Genomic DNA, 21,089 nt, shown 5'->3' on the forward strand with positions numbered 1-21,089 from the left:
AACGGGTTGTCAATCACGCGGGACCCGACAGTTAGGCCAAAACGCGCATATCGGGCGCGTTTCCAAATGATTCTTTACCTCGCCAAACTGACACTTTTGCACGTAGAAAATCAATATCTAGTAGCAAACAGCCTCAGCGACCTACAATACTTACTAGATTATCAGGATATCGCGATAAAGAGAAAGAGGAATTTTCATCTACTTTAGTGTTGTCGGATATAGCGCCCACCACCGTGAAATCCGCTCATATCCCTTTCGATCAAGCTCTCCACGTTTATAATCTCTCCCACCGCTGCGAACCTGGCACCTGGCCGATGAGACGCCAAGCGCTCGAGCTTCAAGCCGTTTGCAATTGAAGCCGGTGACGTGAAGTGGCGAATCGGCCATTCTGAACAAACTGCACGACAGGCTTGCAGGCTAGCCTCCAGCGACAATCTACGAAGAAATGCAGTCGATAGGACCCACTGTGCAACGTTTTCTCGCTCCCCGATATCAGCTCTACTTCCAGCAGAACCAACTCGATGATTTCGACGCGCTCTGGTCGCTCGATCTCGACCCCGTCGATGCCCCCAACCTGGAAAGGGGCGGCCATTCGGAAGTGAGCCGAGTGACACTAGACGCCCAAGGCCTGCCATCACGAACCTTTTTCGTCAAACGTCAGACCAACCATCTGGGCCGCAGCCTCCAGCGCCCTCTCGGTGAACCCACCTTCGCGCGTGAGGCGCGCAACGTCGCGACGTTTCACCGGCTGAACATCCCCGCTCTGGAAACCGCCTATTTCGAAGAACGCAAGAACGCCGGACGCTGGCAAGCCATCCTGATCACGCCCGAGCTCGAAGGTTATGCCGACATGATCGATATCCACTCAGGATGGCCCGATACGCCCGAACCGACCCGAGCGCGCATCATCGACAGTTGCGGCGAGCTCCTTCGTACACTGCACAAACGCCGCTGGCGCCATGGCAGCCTTTATGCCAAGCACGTCTTTCTACGCGCCGATGACGCGGCCCTTCATGGCTTCGATGCCAGGTTCATCGATCTGGAGAAATCCCGGCCGCTGCTGGTGGCCGGAAAAGAGAAACGCCGTGACCTGCAGATTTTCGCTCGCCGACTGACCCAATGGCAGGCTGAAGAGTGGCGCAGGCTACTGAGCATCTATCTTGAACAACCGATGGAGAGCCGCCAGGTGGGCCGATGGATGCGGGCCTTGAAACTATCCGAGGCCTGACAGTCACAACCTGACTGCCCCAATCTGCCTATCCGACACCGACATGAGCTCCCGGATTTATATCCTGAATCGGCATCACTCACCGCCCTGCGCACACCGTACAGGCCGGATCTCTCGGCAACGCGAAGCGACGCCACTCGCCACTCAAGGCATCAAACGTCGACAGCCCGCGAAGGGGCTGTCCGGCGCCGCTGATCAACTTCATGGCCTCCAGGGCCTGAAAGCTGCCAATGATCCCGACCAGCGGAGATACCACGCCGCTTTCCGCGCAGGTCAGCGCCTCGTCGCCATCTTGCTCCCCATAGAGACAGGCATAGCACGGCGACGACGGCTCGCGCGTGTCGAAGACCGCCAGTTGCCCCGAGAAGCGGATAGCCGCACCGCTCACTAACGGGGTTCGGGTTTCGACACAGGCGCGATTGATTGCGAAGCGGCTGGAAAAGCGATCGGTACAGTCGAGCACCACATCGGCGGCTTCGACTTCGGCAATCAGTTCCTCGCCGACCAGCCGCGTGTTCAAGGCTCGCACATCGCAGGTCGCGTTAATTCTTCTTGCCGCCTCGGCCGCCGAGCAGGCCTTGGATCGCCCCAGAGATACCTCGGTATGAGCGATCTGGCGCTGCAGATTCGATAGCTCCACGACATCGTCGTCGGCGACACTCAGGCGCCCGACACCCGCGCCCGCCAGATATAGCGCAGCGGGAGAGCCGAGGCCGCCGGCGCCGATGATCAACACGCGGGAACTCAGCAACCGCTCCTGCCCTGCGATATCGATCTCGTCCAGCATGATATGGCGGCTATAGCGCAACAGTGCTTCGTCGTTCATGATCTTTTCATGACCTTTTTCGATGATCCCAAAGCGCAGTGGCTGCCGTGGCAATGAATCGCCTCCAGCGCGTTACTTGCCGTCCGGGTCGAGATCGGGAATCGGCAACGCCAACTCCTCTTTCACCTCTTCCATCACGACGTAGCTCTTGGATTCCTTGACCCCGGGAAGCGTCAGCACGACATCGCCCAGCAGTTGCCGATAGGCCGACATCTCGGGAATCCGGCATTTGAGGATATAGTCGAACTGCCCGGAGACCAGATGACACTCCTGAATCTGCGGCAGCTTCGCCACCGCCTTGCGAAACTCGTCGAAGACGGCCGGCGACTGGGTATTTAGGCTGATTTCGACGAACACCAGCAGATTGGCGCGCAATGCCTGCGGATCGAGTATGGCCTTGTAGCCACGAATGATCCCTGCACGCTCGAGGCGCTTGACTCGCTCGAGACAGGGCGTCGTCGACAAACCGACCTGCGATGCCAGATCGACGTAGGAAATTCGAGCATTCTCCTGCAGACAACGCAGGATATTGAGATCGATTCGATCGAGTAATCGAGATTTGGCTTTCATTGCTGTAGTTGTTCCAAGCCGATAAATAGAAATGGTTCACGCACGAGGTAACGCCGGGTGGCGGTGATTCGTCCCGATGAGCGATGCTGATACCGGATGGACGACATGCCCCGGCCTACATCCCGTAACCGCGGGGCGACATTACTATCACAGAGCCAGCGCGAATCACCAGCGAGCCCGGTAACCCTCGTTCAACGCTCTGGCCGTTGAAGAGTGGCTCCGCGCCCCAGACCACTCACCCCAGCGTCCGCCGGTGACGCGCTCGTGGCCTGCGAGATCACGCCGCGAGTCGACATCGCGGAATCCCCGACGCAACAGCACCTCCCGCACCAGAGCCGCTTGCGTATGACCGTGCTCCATCCATAACCAGCCGCCCGGCTGCAGATGATCCGGCGCACGCCCGGCCAGCCATTCGAGATCCGACATCCCGGAAGCCTCGGCCACCAATGCCGATCGTGGCTCGAAACGCACGTCGTCACGCAGCAGGTGCGGATCGTCGTCGGCAATATAAGGCGGATTGGACACGATGAGGTCGAAGCGATGCCCGGCCAACGCCGAGAACCAGTCGCTTTCGAGGAAGCGAGCGTTGGCGATGGCCAGTTGTCGGGCATTGGCTTGCGCGAGGGTCACGGCGTCAGGGGCGAGATCGACACCGGTGACCCGCCAGCCCGGGCGTTCGCTGGCAAAGGCCAGCGCGATGGCGCCGGTACCGGTGCCCAGATCGAGCAACTCGCCAGCGGGCGGCGTGGCAAACTCGAGCGCGACTTCGACCAAGCGCTCGGTATCCGGCCGCGGGATCAAGGTCGCTGGCGAGGTCTCGAGCCGGAGCCCCCAGAACTCCCGCGAGCCGACCAGATACGCCACCGGCAGCCCCTCGATCCGCTGGGCAACCAGTTGCTGAAAGGCCTCGTGCTGGGTTGCCGTCAACTCTCGGTCGCCCCAGGTGTATAGCCAGGTCCGGTTCGTCTCGCAGACATGAGCCAGCAGCACTTCCGCATCGAGCCGCGCCGTCCGCGACATGACGAGGCGCCCCGCTGCCTCGCGCAGGGCGTCATCGATCGTCATCACTCCCCCTGCAATGCCGCCAGTTGATCGGCCTGATACTCGTTGACCAAAGGCCCGATGACCTCGTCGAGATCACCCGCGACGACCTCGCCCAGCTTGTAGATCGTCAGGTTGATGCGGTGGTCGGTGAGGCGGCCCTGCGGAAAGTTGTAGGTGCGGATTCGCTCGCTGCGATCGCCCGACCCCACCAGGGAACGGCGCGTATCGGCCTGGTGCTGGCGCTGGGAGTCCACCGCCGCCTGCTTCAGCCGCGCTGCCAGCAACGACATCGCCTTGGCGCGGTTCTTGTGCTGGCTGCGCTCTTCCTGGCATTCGACCACCAGCCCGGTCGGCAGGTGCGTGATGCGAATCGCCGAGTCCGTAGTATTGACGTGCTGGCCACCGGCGCCGCTGGAACGGAACGTATCGACGCGAAGATCGTTGCTGTTGATGTCGACGTCGCCGACCTCATCCGCCTCGGGCATCACCGCGACGGTACAGGCCGAGGTATGAATGCGTCCCTGGGACTCCGTCGCCGGGACCCGTTGCACGCGGTGCGCGCCGGATTCGAACTTCAGCGACGCATAGGCGTTATCGCCCTTGACCCGGGCGATGATCTCCTTGTAGCCGCCCTGCTCACCGTGACTGGCGCTGACCACCTCGACCTTCCAGCCGCGCCGCTCGGCGTAGCGGGAATACATGCGAAACAGATCGCCAGCGAACAGCGCCGCCTCGTCGCCACCGGTACCGGCACGGATCTCCAGGAAGACGTTGCTGTCGTCGTCCGGATCCTTGGGTACCAGCAGGCGCTTGACCTCCTCCTCGAGCTCCTCGAGCCGGGCTCTTGAAGAACGCCACTCCTCTTCTGCCAGCTCGCGCATTTCCGGATCGCTGTCTTGGCGCATCTGATCGGCGGCCTCGATATCGCCCTCGGTACGGCGATAGACGAGCCAGGACTCGACCAGCGGTTCGAGTTCGGCATATTCGCGGGAATAATCGCGGAAACGCGGTTGATCGGCGATCACTTCGGGCTCGGAGAGCAGCGCTGAGAGCTCCTCGAAGCGATCCTGGAAGGCGTCGAGTCGTTCGCGCAAAGACGCTTTCATGCCCAGTCCTGTATTTTCATACCGAGTCCTGTGTCGTGGCGGGCCCTTCGATGAGCAGGTTATCGGCCGCCTGAATGATATCGTGACGTGATTGACCCGACGCCTCGCGCAAGCGCAGCGTCGGGCCATGCATCAATTTGTTGGCCAACTGATGCGACAGACGCTTGATCACCGTCTCCGGGTCTTCGCCCCGTGCCAGTTGCGCCAGTGCCTCGGCTTCGGAGTCACGCCGCAGCGACTCGCCATGCTGGCGATAGCGGCGAATCAGGTCACCCGCCCCGCGCACCCGGCGTTCATGCAGCCAGTGGTCGACCCCGTTTTCGATCAGCGCCTCGGCCTGGCGTGCCGCGACCTCGCGATGACGCCGATTCTCGGCGATCACCTGCTGCAGATCGTCGACGCTATAAAGGAAGACGTCGTCGAGATCGCCCACCTCGGGCTCGATGTCCCGCGGCACCGCGATATCGACCATGAAAATGGGCCGGTGCCGGCGCACCTTGAGCGCGCGTTCGACCATGCCCTTGCCGAGGATCGGCAACTCGCTGGCCGTGGAGGCGATGACGATGTCCGCCTGCTCCAGCGCCTGCGGAATGGCATTGAGCTCGATCGCGCGCGCATCGCAGGTTTCGGCCAGCGCCTGGGCCCGTGCCAGCGTGCGGTTGGCGACGGTCAGCCCCATGATGCCGGCTTCACGCAGGTGGCGCGCCACCAGCTCGACCGTCTCGCCGGCCCCGATCAGCAATGCCCGGGCACGACTGAAGTCGTCGAAGATGCGGCTGGCCAGGCTGACCGCCGCATAAGCCACCGAGACCGGGTTTTCGCCGATCGCGGTTTCGCTGCGAACCTGCTTGGCGACCGAAAAGGTCTGCTGGAAAAGACGCTCCAGCTCGCTGCCCAGCCCCGCGTGTTGTCGCGCGATCTGGTAGGCATCCTTGAGCTGGCCAAGAATCTGCGGCTCGCCCAGCACCATGGAGTCCAGGCCGGCCGCCACCCGCATCAGATGCCTGGCAGCCTCGCCTTCGTAATAATGGTAGGCGCAGTTCAACAGCTCCTGCGCGGGCATGCCGTGAAACATCCCCAGCCACTCGAGCAACTGGCGCTCGCCATTGGCGACGGTGATGCAGTAGAGCTCGGTCCGGTTGCAGGTGGAGAGCACCGCCGCCTCCCGCACGTCGGGCAAGGCCCGCAGCTGCGTCAGCGCGGACTCGAGTTGTGCCGGCGAGAAGGCGACACGCTCGCGCATGTCGACCGCAGCCGTTCTATGGTTGATACCCAGAGCTAGCAGCGTCATGAAATCACGGTCATTTGTCTTGCGTGGATCCGGCGTCTGCGCTCGCGGATGTCCTCGAAGCAAAGCGCGGCATACCGGAATGAAGCGCGGGGCATGTCAGGTTGCCGGCCGCTTCACCCATTCTCGCGGTCGACCGGAAGCGGAGACGGCGAGACGAACCCGGTCGGCAATATCCACCTCATTGTGGTCCGCCCGGCCGGGCGGCGCCATTTTAGCACAGCCGAAAGACGCTTAGCAGGCAATGAAACACGCCGGCCGACATGCCTCGGCGATTGACCCCCGGCGGCCAGCCGTTATGCTGGAGCCATTGATCGATCTCGAGGACGGCATGCCCAAAAGTCTGTTCTACGCCGCCAGTTGCGCGGTTCTGCTGGCTGGTTGCCAAAGCATGTCGGCCGACACGGCACCGGCGCCCGCCGATGACCCTCTGACATCGGCGCCGCCGATTACCCGGGGCTTCGATGCCCGAGGCCTTTCCCAGGTGCTGTTGTCCGAGATGGCCGGGCAGCGAGGCGATTTTCACCGTGCCGCCGACGGCTATCTGGAAGCCGCCGAGCGCTATCGTTCCGCCGAACTCGCCGAGCGCGCCACGCTGGCCGCGCGATACACCGACGACAAGAGTCTGCTGACCTCCGCGGCGGACCGCTGGCAGCAACTGGCGCCGCAGGACTCGGCACCGCAGAAGCTGCTTTCCGGCATCGCCGTGGATCGCGGCGACTGGCCTGCGGCACTACGTCACAGGCTGGCGCTTGCACGCACGGGGGAAGATGCCCAACTGCTCGAACTCGCCGACCTGATGGTGGAATCCCAAGCGGACCTGCCGCCGCTGATCGCACAGCTACGCGATTTCACCGCCGCCCACCCCAGTCACGCCGATGCCCAGATGGCAACGGCGCGGCTCGAGGCGGCTAATGGCCAGTTCGATGAGGCTCGGCAGCGGCTGGCGAACCTGACTCGCCGCCACGCCGACCTGCCGATGCTCTGGCTCACCCGATCGCAGATCGCGCTCGAGGCCGGCGACTACGACCAGGCCGTCTTATCGGCGCAACGCGGGCGAGAGCTGGCACCCGATGACAGCCGGTTCTTGCTGGCGCTGGCACAGGCGGAAATCGCCAATGGCGACATCGCCGCTGCCGAGCCCCGAATTGACCAGTTGCTGGCGCGCCATGACGATACCCCGACGCTGCGCATCGTTTTCGCCCAGCTCTATCTCGATGCCGGTGCGCTGGAACCCGCCCGAAGGCTGCTGCTGCCACTGCTCGATCGCGACGATACGCCACCGGCGACCTACCTGGTGCTGGGCAGCATTGCCGAGTCGCAGGGCGAAATCGACAACGCGCTGCTCTATTACCGACAGGTGCCGACCGGCCCCGGCTTCCTCGACTCCCGTGCGCTCGCCACCCAGATGCTGACGGCCAACGATCGCACCGACGATGCTCTGACATTCCTGCGCGTCGAGATTCTGCGTCATCCCTCCCAGCGCGCAACACTGACCCAGATCGGCGTGCAGGCGCTGGACAACGCAGGCCAGAGCGCTGCCGCGGATACCCTTCTCGCCGAGTCCCTCGAGCAGGCGCCGGACGACACCGACCTGCTCTATACCCGGGCCATGCGCGAATTCGAACGCGGCAACGTCGAAGCGATGATGGCGCAGATGCGCGACATCATTGCCAGAGAACCCGACAATGCCGCCGCTCTCAACGCGCTGGGCTACACCCTGGCGACGACGACGGACCATTACGACGAAGCGCTGGAGCTTATCGAACGGGCCCACGCACTCGAGCCGGAGAGCCCCGCCATTCTCGATAGCCTGGGCTGGGTGCATTTCAAACGCGGGGAGACGCAAAAGGCACTCGGGTATCTGCGGCGCGCCTACGCCGGCCAGCCGGATCAGGAAGTCGCCGCGCACCTGGCCGAAGCGCTGGCCGTTCTCGATCATGCGAGCGAGGCGCGAGCATTGGTGGAATCGGCACTCGCCGGCAGCGAAATCCACCCGGATATCGATGACCTGCTGCTGCGCTATCCGCAGCTGGCGCCCTAACCCCGTATCAGACACCGCCTATTCATTCGATTCGACAGGAAACACTCGATGCCACACTTCCTTTCGGCCAGCGAACGGCGACAGCCCGCTTCGATTCCGTTCAAGCCGTGGTGGCAGACACTCGGCACCCTCGTCCTGGTGGCCTGGCTTGCCGGTTGCGCCGGACAGGCACCTGCACCGGACGTGCCGCGCCAGCCCGACGACTGGCAGCGGCAACAGGACGACCTGGCCGCGCTCGACACCTGGACGGTAGCCGGCAAGGTCGGCCTGCGAACCCCGGAAGAGAGCCGCAGCGCCAATCTGGACTGGTCACAGTCGCCCAGCCACTACCGCATGCTGATCAGCGGCCCGTTCGGCGCCGGACGCAGCGTGCTCGAAGGCCGCCAAGGCGCGGTGACGCTGACCACCAGCGACGGCCGCTTCGAAGCGTCGTCACCGGAAGCCCTGATGCAGCAGCAACTGGGCTGGTCGCTACCGATTTCGGCACTGGACTACTGGGTGCGCGGCCTTCCGGCGCCTGGTCGCTCTCACCAGCAGAGCGACGACGAACTCGGCTTCCCGAAGACCCTGAGCCAGGACGGCTGGAATATCCGCTACCGGGACTGGACCTACGCCGATTCGCTATGGCTGCCGAGCCGCCTGATCATGACCTACGACGACATCCGCGCCACGCTGGTCGTCAACCAGTGGCAGCCGCAGACCGGATCCGAACAGCCCTCTGACGGGCCTGAGCAACCCTCTGAAGAGACACCGGACGCGGCCCGATGACACCATTGACGCTACCCGCGCCGGCCAAGCTCAATCGCCTGTTGCGGATTACCGGTCGCCGGCCGGATGGCTATCACACGCTGCAGACGCTGTTCCAGATTCTCGATCGCGGCGATACGCTGCGATTCCACCCACGGTCCGACAGCGACGAGATCACGCTCTCCCCTGCGCTGGCCAATGTTGCCGAAGCGGACAACCTCGTCATTCGGGCGGCGCGGCTTCTTCAGCGCGAAACCGGCTGTCGCCAGGGCGCGGCGATCGAGCTGGAGAAGCGCCTGCCGATGGGCGGCGGGCTGGGTGGCGGTAGCTCCAACGCCGCCACCACGCTGTTGGCGCTCGACCACCTCTGGGGACTCGATCTCGGCCTCGAGCGACTGGCGACGCTGGGGCTGGAACTGGGTGCCGACGTGCCGGTGTTCGTGCAGGGCCACAGCGCCTGGGCGGAGGGCGTCGGCGAACGTCTCGTCCCCGTCGACCTGGTGCCCTCCTGGTTCGTCGTCATCCACCCAGGCGTGGAGATCTCCACCGCGGCGATTTTCGGCCACCCCGGTTTGACACGTAATAGCACGGTCATTAGTATGCGTCGCGCACTCGACGGGGCCGCCCCCGACGCCGTGTGGCGCAACGATTGCGAGAGCATCGTGCGAGCGCTTCACCTCGAGGTAGACCGCGCGCTGAACTGGCTCGGCCAGTACGGCACGGCGGCACTGACAGGGACAGGCGCCTGCGTCTTCTGTCCGCTGGATGACGAAACGCAAGCCGAACAGGTGCTGCGACAGGTCCCGGACGAATGGCAGGCATTCAAGGCCCGCGGCAGCAACGTATCTCCGCTGCACCAGGCTCTGGAAGCTGCCAAGGGTCTGGACAGGACTCGAGCGTGACGTCGCCACACCGTCCACTGAGGAAATCGCTTCGACTACGCGGTTTTTATCAGACTTTTCAGACGGCTTGTGGCATCACGGCTGGTTTTCCGTCCAAACCTAGCCAACGGTTTGTGCTTTTGCGCATAATAGGCGCGACCAATGATTGCTGGGGTATCGCCAAGTGGTAAGGCACTGGTTTCTGGTACCAGCATTCCCAGGTTCGAATCCTGGTACCCCAGCCACTTCCTGACTTTCGACAAGCCTGCATACGGAAACCGGGACGCGATGGCCACTCAGCCCACACGATTTCCCCACCGGCGTTGCGGTTGCTTCTCCTGCCGTCTCGACGTACGACTTCGATGCCAGCCCGCATCGTCGACGGGCAAGCGTGGCATTTCAGAATCTTGCCCATCGCACCGCCTTCCCTCTGCAGCCTCGTCATCCGTCCTGAAACCGAAACGAATGTCCTCTACCGACCTTCAACTGCTCTCAAAGGTGGCCGCGCGTGTCTAAATTGATGGTTTTTACCGGTAACGCCAACGTCGGACTTGCTTCGAAGGTAGCCGAGAGTCTGGATAACCGACTGGGTCACGCGACGGTCGGGCAGTTCAGCGATGGCGAAATCGCCGTCGAAATCAATGAAAACGTACGCGGTAAAGACGTCTTTATCCTGCAGTCGACCTGCGCGCCGACCAACGACAACCTCATGGAGCTGATCCTGATGGTCGATGCGCTGCGTCGCGCCTCGGCCACCCGCATCACGGCCGTCGTGCCCTACTTCGGCTATGCGCGCCAGGATCGCCGCGTGCGTTCGGCCCGCGTGCCGATCTCGGCCAAGGTCGTCGCCGACATGATGGTCAAGGCCGGTGTCGACCGCGTCATGACCATGGATCTGCACGCCGACCAGATCCAGGGCTTCTTCGACGTGCCGGTGGACAACGTCTACGGCTCTCCGATCCTGCTCGACGACATCGAACGCCAGAACTACGACGACCTGGTCGTGGTCTCTCCCGATGTCGGCGGCGTGGTCCGTGCCCGCGCCATCGCCAAGCAGCTCAACGTCGACCTGGCGATCATCGACAAGCGTCGCCCGCAGGCCAACCAGGCTCAGGTGATGCACATCATCGGCGACATCCAGGATCGCACCTGCGTGGTGGTCGACGACATGGTCGATACTGCCGGTACGCTATGCAAGGCCGCCGAAGCATTGAAGGATCGCGGCGCTCGCCGAGTGGTCGCTTATGCCACGCATCCGATCCTGTCCGGGCCCGCCGTGGACAATATTAGCGGTTCAGTGCTTGACGAACTCGTCGTTGCCGATACCATACCGCTCTCTGAACCTGCACGTCGTAGCGGCAAGATCCGTCAGTTGACGGTCGCCGGCCTGATCGCCGAGGCCATTCGTCGTGTCAGTAACGAAGAATCCGTCAGCGCGATGTTCCACTGATCGCCTTCGGAACGACCTTCGATAGCGGTCGTTTCGAATCGACAGGGAACTACGCGCGGATACGTGGGCCACTGCCGCGAAGGCAATGGCCCTACTGGAAACGGCATCGTCTGGTCGCGGGCGATGCCGATTTCCATTACTTGACCATTAGAGGTGACAATCAATGTCCCATTACACCCTGACCGCCAATGTTCGTAAGGAGCTGGGGAAAGGTGCGAGCCGCCGCCTGCGCCGCAAGAACGAACAGGTCGCTGCCATCATCTACGGTGGTTCTGCCGAACCGCAGCCGATCACCATCGACAAGCCGGCCTTCTACAAGGCGATCGAAGACGAAGCGTTCTTCTCCTCGATCATCGACATCAGTGTCGACGGCAAGAGCGAGCAGGTCGTCATTCGTGATCTGCAGCGCCATCCGTACAAGGCGCTGGTTACTCACGCTGACTTCATGCGCGTCGATGCGACCCACGAGCTGACCCTGAATGTCCCGCTGCACTTCCTCAACGAAGAAGCATGCAAAGGCGTCAAGGACGAAGGTGGCGTGCTGCACGTTCTGAACAACGACGTTCAGATCAGCTGCCTGCCGTCCAAGCTGCCGGAATACATCGAAGTCGACGTGGCCAACCTGGGCCTCGGCGAGACCATCCACCTGTCCGACATCAAGCTGCCGGAAGGTGTGACTCTGGTCGAGCTGACCCACGGTGAAGAGCACGACGCCGGTGTCGTCAGCGTCACGCACCCGACCGTCGCCAGTGACGACGAAGTCGCCGGTGAAGGCGTCGACGAAGAAGGCGAACCGAAAGGCGACGCATAACCCTGCGTCAGAGACCGGACAACAGGCAGTCGGCAATGACAGTGAAAGCGATCATCGGTCTCGGTAATCCGGGGCCGGAATACGAAGACACTCGTCACAATGCCGGCGCCTGGCTGGTCGAGCAGCTCGCTCGGGACACAGCGGAAACGCTGCGTCCCGAACGCAAGTTTCTGGGTCTTCATGCCAGGATCCGCCTGGGCGGGCACGATCTTCACCTGCTCAACCCCACCACTTTCATGAATCGCAGCGGTGCCTCGGTGGCTGCGCTGTGCCAGTTCTTCAAGATCGCTCCGGACGAGCTCCTCGTCGCTCACGACGAACTCGACATCGCGCCCGGCTGCGCCCGTTACAAGACGGGTGGCGGACACGGCGGTCATAACGGCCTGCGCGACATCATCAGCGCACTGGGCAACAGCAACGGCTTCCACCGTTTGCGTATCGGCATCGGCCACCCCGGCAGTGCCAAGCTCGTCACCAACTATGTCCTCGGTCGTCCCGGCAAGGCCGAACGCCAGGCCATCGACGATTCGCTTGATGAAACCATCGCCACCCTGCCCGACGTACTCGACGGAGATTGGGCCAAGGCGATGAATCGTCTGCATAGTTTCAAACCCGCCTGATTCGCTCGTAGCTCGTAGCTCGTAGCTCGTAGCTCGTAGCTCGTAGCTCGTAGCTCGTAGCTCGGCAAGAGTCTGGCCCCCGCCGACCGCGTCCCGTAGAATGCCCGCCATTCACTTTTTCGTGCTTATTCGTTCGCGTCTGCCATGATCGAATCGAATTCAGGATCACACCGTTTCAGGGATATATCATGGGTTTCAATTGCGGCATCGTCGGCCTGCCCAACGTTGGCAAGTCGACCCTCTTCAATGCGTTGACGCGCTCCGGCATCGACGCCGAGAACTTCCCGTTCTGCACCATCGAACCCAATACCGGTATCGTGCCGATGCCCGACCCGCGTCTCGACAAGCTCGCCGAGATCGTCAAGCCGGAAAAGGTGGTGCCGACCACGATGGAGTTCGTCGATATCGCCGGCCTGGTCGAGGGCGCCTCCAAGGGTGAAGGCCTGGGCAACCAGTTCCTCGCCAACATTCGCGAAACTGACGCCATCGCCCACGTGGTTCGCTGCTTCGACGACGACAACGTCATCCACGTCGCGAATCAGGTCGACCCCACCGCCGATATCGAGACCATCAATCTCGAGCTGGCCCTGGCCGACCTCGACGCCGTCGAACGCTCGATTCAGCGCCTGACCCGTGTGGTCAAGGGCGGTGACAAGGAAGCGATCGCCACCAAGGCCATTCTGGATCGTATTCAGCCGCACCTGGCCGAAGGTCAGCCGCTGCGCAGCTTTGGCCTCGATGCCGAGGAACAGCAGCAACTGCGCAGCTTCGGCTTCCTGACGCTCAAGCCGACGATGTACATCGCCAACGTCAACGAAGAGGGCTTCGACAACAACCCTCACCTCGATATCGTGCGTGAGATCGCCGCCAGGGAGAATGCGGTGGTCGTGCCGGTCTGCAACAAGCTGGAAGCGGAAATTGCCGAGCTCGAGGACGAAGAGCGTGCCATGTTCCTCGAAGAGATGGGCATGGAAGAGCCCGGCCTCGATCGCGTCATTCGCGCCGGCTACGGCCTGCTGGGGCTGCAGACCTATTTCACTGCCGGTGTGAAGGAAGTGCGAGCCTGGACCGTCAAGGTCGGCGCGACCGCACCGCAAGCCGCCGGCGTGATCCACACCGATTTCGAGAAGGGCTTCATCCGTGCCGAGGTGGTCAGCTACGAGGACTTCGTCGCCCTGGGTGGCGAGAATGGCGCCAAGGAAGCCGGCAAGTGGCGTCTCGAAGGCAAGGCTTACGTCGTGAAGGACGGCGACGTGATGCACTTCCGCTTCAACGTCTGAGGGTTTTCTCGGAATGCAGTAGCGGTCCTATTGTTCATTGAGGTCCCGAAAATCAGGTCAGCCAAACCTACTGGCCGAGGACAGGGGGCTTTCTTTCCGGTGATCAAACCCACTGGCGGCAAACGTTATCGGTAGCGGTGCTGTCGTGGTTTAATGAAATCGCCCGGCGCCTGTGCGATGTCCAAAGGTGATATCTCGCGCCCGCTTCCCAAACCTAAGATTGGGCGGTTCGCGGTAGAGGTCATCAATCACTTAGGGACTAGGTGACGAAGATGTTCAAAGTCTGACGCGGAGAGAAAACATGACACAGCCCCCTTTTATTAGCCGCGTCGCCGTTCGCAACTATAAGAGCATCGGCTATTGCGATGTGAGTCTGCGCCCGCTGACCTACTTGGTGGGTCACAACGGCGCGGGCAAGAGCAATTTCATGGATGCCCTGCATTTCGTGCGCGACGCGCTTTCCAATTCACTGGATAGTGCTCTGAACGAACGGGGCGGCATCAACGAGGTTCGCCGGCGTAGCGGAGGTCATCCTACGCATTTCGCACTTCGAATCGAGTTCGTCATGCAAGGCGGCCAAGTTGGGCACTATGGCTTCGTTATCGGGGCGTTGAAGAATGGCGGTTACGAGGTGCAGCGAGAGGAATGCGTTGTCGCTGGCATCGGCAAGGGTCCATTCTTCCGCATCGGGAAAGGCAAGCTTCGAGATAGCAGCGAGACCACCTTCCCCTCGGTAACTGCGGACAGATTGGCATTGGTGGCAGCCTCGGGCCTGACGGACTTCCGCCCGGTATTTGATGCATTGACCGCGATGGGCTTCTATAACCTCAACCCAAAACTGATGCGCGAATTACAGAAACCCCAAGATGGCAGACTGTTGCGGCCTGCCGGGGAGAACATCGCCAGCGTGATCGGACATTTGGAAAAGGTAGCACCTGCCCAGATGACGCTGATAGAGGAATATTTACACTCCGTGGCGCCTATGGTACATGGCGTGGAGCGCAAGCCCATTGGGCCAATGGAAACGCTGGAGTTTCGTCAGGACATGGCCGGCTCCAAACATCCTTGGCGTTTCCTTTCTCAAAATATGTCCGATGGCACCCTACGCGCACTGGGCGTTCTGGCCGCACTGTTACAGGGTAATGTGGATTATTCACCGACATTGATCGGCATCGAGGAACCTGAAACCGCCCTGCATCCGGCAGCTAGCGCCGCACTTCGCGAGGCATTGGTGCGCGCTTCTGAAACCACGCAAGTCCTTGTGACTAGTCACAGTCCAGACCTCCTGGATGACCGCAGTATCGACGCGGATGCCGTGCTGGCCGTCGTGTCTGAGGCGGGCGAAACAAAGGTTGCGCCACTGGACGAAGGCTCACGCCAAGTCATGCGGGAGCATCTGTTCTCGGCTGGTGAACTGCTACGCATGAACCAACTGGCACCCGACCGAGACAGTATAGAACGCCAGGACAAGGCGGCCTCTGGGGATCTTTTCAGTGAAATGGAGTCTACATGATCCCAGTCGCCAGCATTGTGGAGGGCCATGGCGAAGTTGACGCCTTGCCGGTTTTGCTGCGTCGTCTGAATGCATGGCGTCCGGGCCGTGACTACGCGCATGCGCTCCCACCGATTCGGGTTCACAGGGACCGTTTTCTCAATCGCGAAGAGGAGTTCCGCAAGCAACTGTTGCTGGCGGCCGCCAAATGCGGCGAGCAGGGATGGATTCTGGTGGTTTTGGACGCCGATGACGACTGTCCAGCCACCTTGGCAGCCGAGGTCCATCAGCGTGCGAGGCAGCATTTGCCGCACCGGCGCCTATCGGTGGTATTGGCCAAGCGCGAATACGAAGCTTGGTTCATTGCGGCAGCCCCGTCACTCGACGGACGCCGGGGATTCCGCTACCCGGCTGATGCCCAAGTCGATGCAGAGACGCCGCGAGACGCGAAGGGTTGGCTGCGCCGAAATATGGAGGGCGGAACCTACAGCGAAGTGCTGGATCAACCCGCTTTCACGGCACATTTCGACCTGCAACAAGCATTTGACAACAGTCGTTCATTCCGCAAGCTGTGCAAAGAATGGCAAGTCAACATCGTAGATTTGAACGGCAATTGAAGCAGGGTATTGCTTATCGCCGTCTTTAGGGAAACGCTGCATAAATGCCTGCGCGAGCGAATCGCTTCGTTGCGTGGTACTCGAAAATCCGCCTAACTTCATTAGGTCTCCTTTTCTGCGTTCCATACGCCTCGCGCTTCATCTCGCTCGTCGATTTATTCAGCATTTCCTTAGGATGCTGACGTATCGGCCAAACTTCTGTGTTGGCGGCTTTGCGTTCCTTGGCCGAAGCGCTATTCCCTCGAGACGCCTGGGTGCCATCCAAAGGCCTTGTCGAGATCAGACCCAAGAAATTATTGACGTTTCATCAAGTTATGGTAGTATTCGCAACCGTTGTCAGGCGACTCAGGTTAGCTTGACACGGCTGCCCCGAAGGCTACGTAGCTCAGCTGGTTAGAGCACATCACTCATAATGATGGGGTCCCCTGTTCGAATCAGGGCGTAGCCACCAGATATCGCGAAAAAGCCCGCCGTTCTCATGATCGGCGGGCTTTTTCGTATGGCCTTGCGTCGGCTTTCCGTATTGCCGCCCGTGCGGCAGGCTGTCGATTCGCACGGCCTGCCGCACGATTCAGATGGCGCGACGACGACTCTCTTCGATGTAGGCTTCACGCAGCTTTCGCGCTACCTCACCGGGGCGGCCATCGGCGACATGCACACCGTCGATCGCCACGACCGGCGTAACGAACGATGACGCCGAGGTGACGAAGCACTCCCTGGCTCCCTGCGCCTCCTCGACGCTGAAGGCCCGCTCCTCGACACGCAACGAGAGCGTCTGGGCGAGCTCCAGAACGACGGCACGAGTAATGCCGGGGAGAATGGCGTGGGAGAGCTCTCGCGTCACCAGCGCTCCGTCGTGGGTCAGCATCCACGCGTTGTTCGATGCTCCTTCGGTTACCAGCCCCTCCTCGACCATCCAGGCATCGTCGGCACCGGCCGCCGTCGCCGCCATCTTGGCCATCACGGGGTAGAGCAGCTGCACCGTCTTGATGTCGCGTCGCGTCCAGCGCCAGTCGGGTTGCGTCGCGACACGAATGCCCTCGCGGCCACTGCGGCTGTCGACGAGGGCCTTGGCCTGGGTGAACAGCACCAGCGTCGGCGGCGTATCGGCGCCAGGATAGTGGAAGTCCCGATCACCGGCGCTACCTCGCGTCAGCTGGAGGTAGACCATGCCCTCCTCGAGCGCGTTGCGCCGGATCAATTCGCGATGGATCGTCAGCAGCGCATCGTCATCCCACGGCAACGCCATCTCGAGCTCACCCGCCGAGCGCGTCAAGCGCCGCATATGGCCGGGGAAATCGATCAGCTTGCCCTCGAGCACCGAAGAAACCTCGTAGACGCCATCGGCAAACAGGAAGCCGCGATCGAAGACCGATACCTTGGCGTCCTGTTCCGCGACGTAGTCGCCATTCACGTAGACCGTGCGCTGTGTCATCTCATGCCGTCTCTATGTCTGTCTTCACGTTCAGGTTCGCCTTCATGTTTACGTCTTCCGCTGAATCCGCGCCGGGGTACAGAACCTGGTTCATGATAGCGATCGCTCAGCCCCACAATGCCGACGTCGCCGGATGGATGCCTTCAGCATCGAAACGCATGCCGTGCTCGCGATCCTGTGCCAGCAATAACGGGCCATCGAGATCGACCACCGCCGCCCCCTGCGCCACCAGCAGCGCCGGCGCCATCGACAGCGACGACCCCACCATGCAGCCGACCATGATCTCGAACCCGCTTGCCAGCGCTTCCCGCTTGAGCGCCAGTGCTTCGGTCAAGCCGCCGGTCTTGTCGAGCTTGATGTTGATCATGTCGTAGCGGCCGACCAGATCGGGTAGCGACGTGCGGTCGTGGCACGCTTCGTCGGCACACACCGGCAGCGGACGCTCGATCTCCGCCAACGGCGCATCCTGGCCCGCCGGCAGCGGCTGCTCGACCATGCTGATTCCCAGCGACACCAGCGTCGGCGCCAGACGTTCGTAGGCGTCGCGATCCCAGCCCTCGTTGGCGTCGACGATGATCCGTGCCTCGGGTGCGCCCTCGCGAACGGCCTCGAGGCGCTCGATATCGCCCTCGCCGCCCAGCTTCAGCTTGAGCAGTGGCCGAGCGGCGTGGCGCCTGGCCTTCTCGCGCATGGCATCGGGTGACTCCAGCGACAGCGTGAAAGCGGTGATCTCGGCCCTGGGCGCGTCAAGGCCGGCGAGTTCCCACACCGGCTTGCCAGCGGACTTGGCTTCCATATCCCAGAACGCGCAGTCGAGCGCATTGCGTGCCGCACCGGCCGGCAGTCGCGACTGCAGTTCGAGACGATCCATGCCCTGCGCCAGCGCATCACGCATCGACTCGATCTGGGCGATGACGCTATCGACCGACTCGCCGTAGTGGGCATAGGGCACGCATTCACCGCGGCCGGCATGAGCGCCATCGCTCAGCGTCGCGACCACGACTCGCGCCTCGCTGCGTGAACCGCGGGAGATGGTGAAGACTTCGGCGAGCGGAAATACCTGCTCCTCGACGCTCAGCTTCAGCATGCCAGCACCGCCGCGGCCAGCCGATCCGCGCCCTGCCGGTAGGGATCGACACACGGCAATCCCAGCCGCGATTCGAGCGCCTCCAGATACCGGTCTGCCTCGTCGACCGCCATGTTGGAGGTATTGACCGAGACACCGACGACCTGGCACGCCGGGTTCACCACCTGCGCCAGCGGCAGCGCCGTATCGCGTAGCTGTTCCAGCGTCGGCAGCGAATAGTGCGGCAACCCTCGCATATGGGTGCGCGTCGGCTCATGGCACAGGATTAGCGCGTCCGGCTGGCCGCCGTGGATCAACGCCATGGTGACGCCGGAGTAGGAGGGGTGGAACAGACTGCCCTGCCCTTCGATGATGTCCCAATGATCGTCGTCGTTGTCCGGCGTCAGCCACTCGATGGAACCGGCCATGAAGTCGGCGATGACGGCATCCAGCGGCACGCCTTCGCCGGTGATCAAGATGCCGGTCTGGCCGGTGGCGCGGAAGCTCGACTTGGCGCCGCGCTCGCGCAGGGCGATATCCAGCGCCAGCGCCGTGTACATCTTGCCGATCGAACAGTCGGTGCCCACCGCCAGGCAGCGCTTGCCGCTGCGCTTCTTGCCGTCGCCGATCGGATACTGGACCTGGGGTACGCGAACATCGATGAGGCGGCCGCCGTACTTCTCCGCTGCCTCGACGAGCTCTGGCTCATCACGCAGCAGATTGTGCAAACCGGAAGCGATATCCATGCCGGCCGCCAAGGCCTCCTTGAGCACGGCGATCCAGCTGCGGGAAATCACGCCACCGCGATTGGCCGCACCGATTACCAGCGTCCTGGCACCCTGCGCTACGGCTTCCTCGATATCGAGATCCGGCAGTTTCATATCCGCCTGGCAGCCCGGTAACCGGTACTGCCCTAACGCATACTCCGGGCGCCAGTCACGGATGCCCTGGGCGACCTTGGCGGACAGCGGATCGGGCACGTCGCCCAGGAACAGCAAATAGGGAGTCTTGAGCATGTCATCACTACTCGTTCAATGTGAAAAGAGCCGACCCGCAAACGGTCGGCACCGAACGTCATCCTGCACCGCCATCAGCCAGTTTGACTGACGAGACTCAACCGGTCATCAGGTCGGCTCGATTGAAGAACGTGGTCAACGCCCGGACCAGATATTGCGGATCGCGCGTACCGGCCGTCTCGCGAATCGAGTGCATGCCGAACTGCGGCACGCCCACGTCGATGGTCGGCACGCCAAGCTCGGTGGCGGTGATCGGGCCGATGGTGCTGCCGCAGCCCATGTCCGCGCGGGTCACGAACTGCTGCACCGGCACGTCGGCTTCACGGCAGATATCCTGGAACAGTGCCGCCGTGGCGCTGTTGGTGGCGTAACGCTGGCTGGCGTTGACCTTGATCACCGGCCCGGCGTTGAGCGACGGCCCATGATTGGCGTCGTGCTTGTCGGCGAAGTTGGGGTGCACGGCGTGGGCGTTGTCGCAGGAGATCATCAGGGAGCGCTGGATCAACCGTACGAACCCTTCGTCGCCGGGCTCGCCGAGTGCCGCGTTCACGCGGCGCAGCACGTCGGCCAGAAACGGCCCCTGGGCGCCACAGGCACTGGCACTGCCGACTTCCTCATGATCATTGGCCACGAACAGCGCGCCCTGCTGGCCATCGGCAGCCAACAGCGCTTCGACACCGATGAAGCAGGAAAGCAGGTTGTCGAGTCGCGCGCTGGCGATCATTTCCCTGTTGATGCCGACCCGAGCCGGCGGCTGGACGTCGTAGAAGCCCAGCTCGAAGTCGACGATGTCCGCCACCTCGATGGCGTGCTCGCGCTCGATCCACTGTTTGAGCAGGTGATCGAAATCAGGAGCCTCGCCACCCTGCAGGCACAGCGGCGCCATCTGGGTCTGGGGATTGAGCGCGCGTCCGCTGTTGGCTTCGCGGTCGAGATGAATGGCGAGACTGGGAATGATCGCGATGGGCTCGGCGACATTCAGCAATAACCCTTGCAGTCGCCCGTCGGCTCGACGAACATGCACCCGGCCGGCCAGACCGAGATCGCGATCGAACCAGGGTGCCAGCAAGGCACCGCCATAGACCTGGACGCCGAGTTGCAACCAACCCTTGTTGACGATCGCCGGCTGCGGTTTCAGCCGCAGCGCCGGGCTATCGGTATGCGCGCCGACCATGCGCAGCGCATCGAGTGGCGACTCGGGCAGCTGCAGCGCGATCAGCGAGCTGTCGTTGCGCGTGACGTAGCATTTATCGCCCGGTGCCAGTTGCCAGCCGTCCGTCTCCTTGAGCGACCGATACCCGGCCGCTTCCAGGCGGGCGGCGAGGTTGGCCGTGGCATGCCAGGGAGAAGGCGAGCACTGGAGAAAATCGATCAACCGATCGATGATGGCCGTGTCGGCTGCAAGGTCGGACATGGTTTACCTCAGATGTCGGTCTGTAGTCAGACGGACTGACTGCTACAATTGGTTTCGGACCTGAAAAAGATTCATGGATCCGGTGGTCTACAGGGTCTGTTGTCGTTTCATGCTCGGCCGCGCCGGGTTGCGCGGCAAATGGCAGCCCCTAAGG

19 protein-coding genes and 2 tRNA genes are annotated in these 21,089 nt (G+C 62.3%); 12 read left to right on the plus strand and 9 right to left on the minus strand.

Going from position 1 to position 21,089, the window contains the following annotated elements:
• Positions 1–466 precede the first annotated feature (466 nt).
• Positions 467–1,228: a lipopolysaccharide kinase InaA family protein gene (locus CCD76_RS16200; RefSeq protein ID WP_179208947.1), complete on the plus strand. Its 762-nt coding sequence runs from the start codon at positions 467–469 to the stop codon at positions 1,226–1,228.
• A 79-nt stretch (positions 1,229–1,307) separates the two neighbouring features.
• Here CCD76_RS16200 and CCD76_RS16205 read toward each other — a convergent pair whose 3' ends face one another.
• From CCD76_RS16205 to hemA, 5 genes are all read right to left on the minus strand, one after another.
• A complete protein-coding gene (locus CCD76_RS16205; RefSeq protein ID WP_087720493.1) occupies positions 1,308–2,054 on the minus strand; it encodes a HesA/MoeB/ThiF family protein in 747 nt (248 codons plus the stop codon).
• Between the two features lie 72 nt (positions 2,055–2,126).
• A complete protein-coding gene (locus tag CCD76_RS16210; protein WP_087720474.1) occupies positions 2,127–2,624 on the minus strand; it encodes an Lrp/AsnC ligand binding domain-containing protein in 498 nt (165 codons plus the stop codon).
• A 165-nt stretch (positions 2,625–2,789) separates the two neighbouring features.
• Positions 2,790–3,689, minus strand: a complete 900-nt coding sequence (prmC, locus tag CCD76_RS16215; RefSeq protein WP_087720475.1) for a peptide chain release factor N(5)-glutamine methyltransferase — start codon at positions 3,687–3,689, stop codon at positions 2,790–2,792.
• Complete coding sequence (gene prfA / locus CCD76_RS16220) at positions 3,689–4,774, minus strand: peptide chain release factor 1 (RefSeq protein ID WP_087720476.1); 1,086 nt, start codon at positions 4,772–4,774, stop codon at positions 3,689–3,691. Before prfA ends, prmC begins: the two co-directional genes overlap by 1 nt.
• A 16-nt stretch (positions 4,775–4,790) precedes the next feature.
• Entirely contained in the window at positions 4,791–6,065 is a 1,275-nt protein-coding gene (gene hemA, locus CCD76_RS16225; RefSeq protein WP_087720477.1) for a glutamyl-tRNA reductase, read from the minus strand.
• A gap of 328 nt (positions 6,066–6,393) precedes the next feature.
• On the opposite strand from hemA, the gene CCD76_RS16230 reads away from it, so the two are divergent.
• From CCD76_RS16230 to CCD76_RS16280, 11 genes are all read left to right on the plus strand, one after another.
• Positions 6,394–8,106: a tetratricopeptide repeat protein gene (locus CCD76_RS16230; RefSeq protein WP_256961340.1), complete on the plus strand. Its 1,713-nt coding sequence runs from the start codon at positions 6,394–6,396 to the stop codon at positions 8,104–8,106.
• A 48-nt stretch (positions 8,107–8,154) separates the two neighbouring features.
• Positions 8,155–8,874 (plus strand): lipoprotein insertase outer membrane protein LolB, encoded by a 720-nt coding sequence (lolB, locus tag CCD76_RS16235; protein ID WP_087720479.1) that lies wholly within the window; start codon positions 8,155–8,157, stop codon positions 8,872–8,874.
• Complete coding sequence (gene ispE / locus CCD76_RS16240) at positions 8,871–9,755, plus strand: 4-(cytidine 5'-diphospho)-2-C-methyl-D-erythritol kinase (protein ID WP_087720480.1); 885 nt, start codon at positions 8,871–8,873, stop codon at positions 9,753–9,755. Before lolB ends, ispE begins: the two co-directional genes overlap by 4 nt.
• A 149-nt stretch (positions 9,756–9,904) precedes the next feature.
• Positions 9,905–9,979: transfer RNA gene (locus CCD76_RS16245), tRNA-Gln, on the plus strand.
• Positions 9,980–10,242: 263 nt separating this feature from the next.
• Positions 10,243–11,184 (plus strand): ribose-phosphate pyrophosphokinase, encoded by a 942-nt coding sequence (locus CCD76_RS16250; protein WP_170835901.1) that lies wholly within the window; start codon positions 10,243–10,245, stop codon positions 11,182–11,184.
• A gap of 163 nt (positions 11,185–11,347) precedes the next feature.
• Positions 11,348–11,995, plus strand: coding sequence for a 50S ribosomal protein L25/general stress protein Ctc (locus tag CCD76_RS16255; protein WP_087720481.1), 648 nt, complete (start codon positions 11,348–11,350; stop codon positions 11,993–11,995).
• A gap of 35 nt (positions 11,996–12,030) precedes the next feature.
• The gene (gene pth, locus CCD76_RS16260) at positions 12,031–12,615 is read left to right on the plus strand and encodes an aminoacyl-tRNA hydrolase (protein WP_087720482.1); all 585 of its coding nucleotides are present in this window, start codon (positions 12,031–12,033) and stop codon (positions 12,613–12,615) included.
• A 188-nt stretch (positions 12,616–12,803) separates the two neighbouring features.
• The gene (gene ychF / locus CCD76_RS16265; RefSeq protein ID WP_087720483.1) at positions 12,804–13,895 is read left to right on the plus strand and encodes a redox-regulated ATPase YchF; all 1,092 of its coding nucleotides are present in this window, start codon (positions 12,804–12,806) and stop codon (positions 13,893–13,895) included.
• 301 nt (positions 13,896–14,196) lie between these two features.
• Positions 14,197–15,408: an AAA family ATPase gene (locus CCD76_RS16270; RefSeq protein WP_087720484.1), complete on the plus strand. Its 1,212-nt coding sequence runs from the start codon at positions 14,197–14,199 to the stop codon at positions 15,406–15,408.
• Entirely contained in the window at positions 15,405–16,004 is a 600-nt protein-coding gene (locus tag CCD76_RS16275) for a DUF4276 family protein (protein ID WP_087720485.1), read from the plus strand. The genes CCD76_RS16270 and CCD76_RS16275 overlap by 4 nt, the downstream gene beginning before the upstream one ends.
• A gap of 374 nt (positions 16,005–16,378) precedes the next feature.
• A tRNA-Met gene (locus CCD76_RS16280) sits at positions 16,379–16,455 on the plus strand.
• Positions 16,456–16,575: 120 nt separating this feature from the next.
• On the opposite strand, the gene CCD76_RS16285 is transcribed toward CCD76_RS16280, so the two are convergent.
• From CCD76_RS16285 to CCD76_RS16300, 4 genes are all read right to left on the minus strand, one after another.
• Positions 16,576–17,439, minus strand: coding sequence for a D-amino-acid transaminase (locus CCD76_RS16285; protein ID WP_087720486.1), 864 nt, complete (start codon positions 17,437–17,439; stop codon positions 16,576–16,578).
• A 106-nt stretch (positions 17,440–17,545) separates the two neighbouring features.
• Positions 17,546–18,526 carry an N-acetyl-D-Glu racemase DgcA gene (dgcA, locus tag CCD76_RS16290; RefSeq protein ID WP_218777057.1) on the minus strand — a complete coding sequence of 327 codons (981 nt, stop codon included), beginning with the start codon at positions 18,524–18,526 and terminating at the stop codon, positions 17,546–17,548.
• Positions 18,520–19,521 (minus strand): N-acetyltransferase DgcN, encoded by a 1,002-nt coding sequence (dgcN, locus tag CCD76_RS16295; RefSeq protein WP_087720487.1) that lies wholly within the window; start codon positions 19,519–19,521, stop codon positions 18,520–18,522. The genes dgcA and dgcN overlap by 7 nt, the downstream gene beginning before the upstream one ends.
• 97 nt (positions 19,522–19,618) lie before the next feature.
• Positions 19,619–20,935: a M18 family aminopeptidase gene (locus CCD76_RS16300; RefSeq protein ID WP_087720488.1), complete on the minus strand. Its 1,317-nt coding sequence runs from the start codon at positions 20,933–20,935 to the stop codon at positions 19,619–19,621.
• Positions 20,936–21,089: the final 154 nt, after the last annotated feature.

The organism is Salinicola salarius (assembly GCF_002179555.1).
Taxonomy (GTDB): domain Bacteria; phylum Pseudomonadota; class Gammaproteobacteria; order Pseudomonadales; family Halomonadaceae; genus Salinicola; species Salinicola salarius_A.

Bases quoted from the DNA above. Each gene is read 5' to 3' on its own strand.
- CCD76_RS16205 (WP_087720493.1), bottom strand. From the start codon at position 2,054: ATGAACGACGAAGCACTGTTGCGCTATAGCCGCCATATCATGCTGGAC.
- CCD76_RS16210 (WP_087720474.1), bottom strand. From the start codon at position 2,624: ATGAAAGCCAAATCTCGATTACTCGATCGAATCGATCTCAATATCCTG.
- prmC (WP_087720475.1), bottom strand. From the start codon at position 3,689: ATGACGATCGATGACGCCCTGCGCGAGGCAGCGGGGCGCCTCGTCATG.
- prfA (WP_087720476.1), bottom strand. From the start codon at position 4,774: ATGAAAGCGTCTTTGCGCGAACGACTCGACGCCTTCCAGGATCGCTTC.
- hemA (WP_087720477.1), bottom strand. From the start codon at position 6,065: ATGACGCTGCTAGCTCTGGGTATCAACCATAGAACGGCTGCGGTCGAC.
- CCD76_RS16230 (WP_256961340.1), top strand. From the start codon at position 6,394: ATGCCCAAAAGTCTGTTCTACGCCGCCAGTTGCGCGGTTCTGCTGGCT.
- lolB (WP_087720479.1), top strand. From the start codon at position 8,155: ATGCCACACTTCCTTTCGGCCAGCGAACGGCGACAGCCCGCTTCGATT.
- ispE (WP_087720480.1), top strand. From the start codon at position 8,871: ATGACACCATTGACGCTACCCGCGCCGGCCAAGCTCAATCGCCTGTTG.
- CCD76_RS16255 (WP_087720481.1), top strand. From the start codon at position 11,348: ATGTCCCATTACACCCTGACCGCCAATGTTCGTAAGGAGCTGGGGAAA.
- pth (WP_087720482.1), top strand. From the start codon at position 12,031: ATGACAGTGAAAGCGATCATCGGTCTCGGTAATCCGGGGCCGGAATAC.
- ychF (WP_087720483.1), top strand. From the start codon at position 12,804: ATGGGTTTCAATTGCGGCATCGTCGGCCTGCCCAACGTTGGCAAGTCG.
- CCD76_RS16270 (WP_087720484.1), top strand. From the start codon at position 14,197: ATGACACAGCCCCCTTTTATTAGCCGCGTCGCCGTTCGCAACTATAAG.
- CCD76_RS16275 (WP_087720485.1), top strand. From the start codon at position 15,405: ATGATCCCAGTCGCCAGCATTGTGGAGGGCCATGGCGAAGTTGACGCC.
- CCD76_RS16285 (WP_087720486.1), bottom strand. From the start codon at position 17,439: ATGACACAGCGCACGGTCTACGTGAATGGCGACTACGTCGCGGAACAG.
- dgcA (WP_218777057.1), bottom strand. From the start codon at position 18,526: ATGCTGAAGCTGAGCGTCGAGGAGCAGGTATTTCCGCTCGCCGAAGTC.
- dgcN (WP_087720487.1), bottom strand. From the start codon at position 19,521: ATGCTCAAGACTCCCTATTTGCTGTTCCTGGGCGACGTGCCCGATCCG.
- CCD76_RS16300 (WP_087720488.1), bottom strand. From the start codon at position 20,935: ATGTCCGACCTTGCAGCCGACACGGCCATCATCGATCGGTTGATCGAT.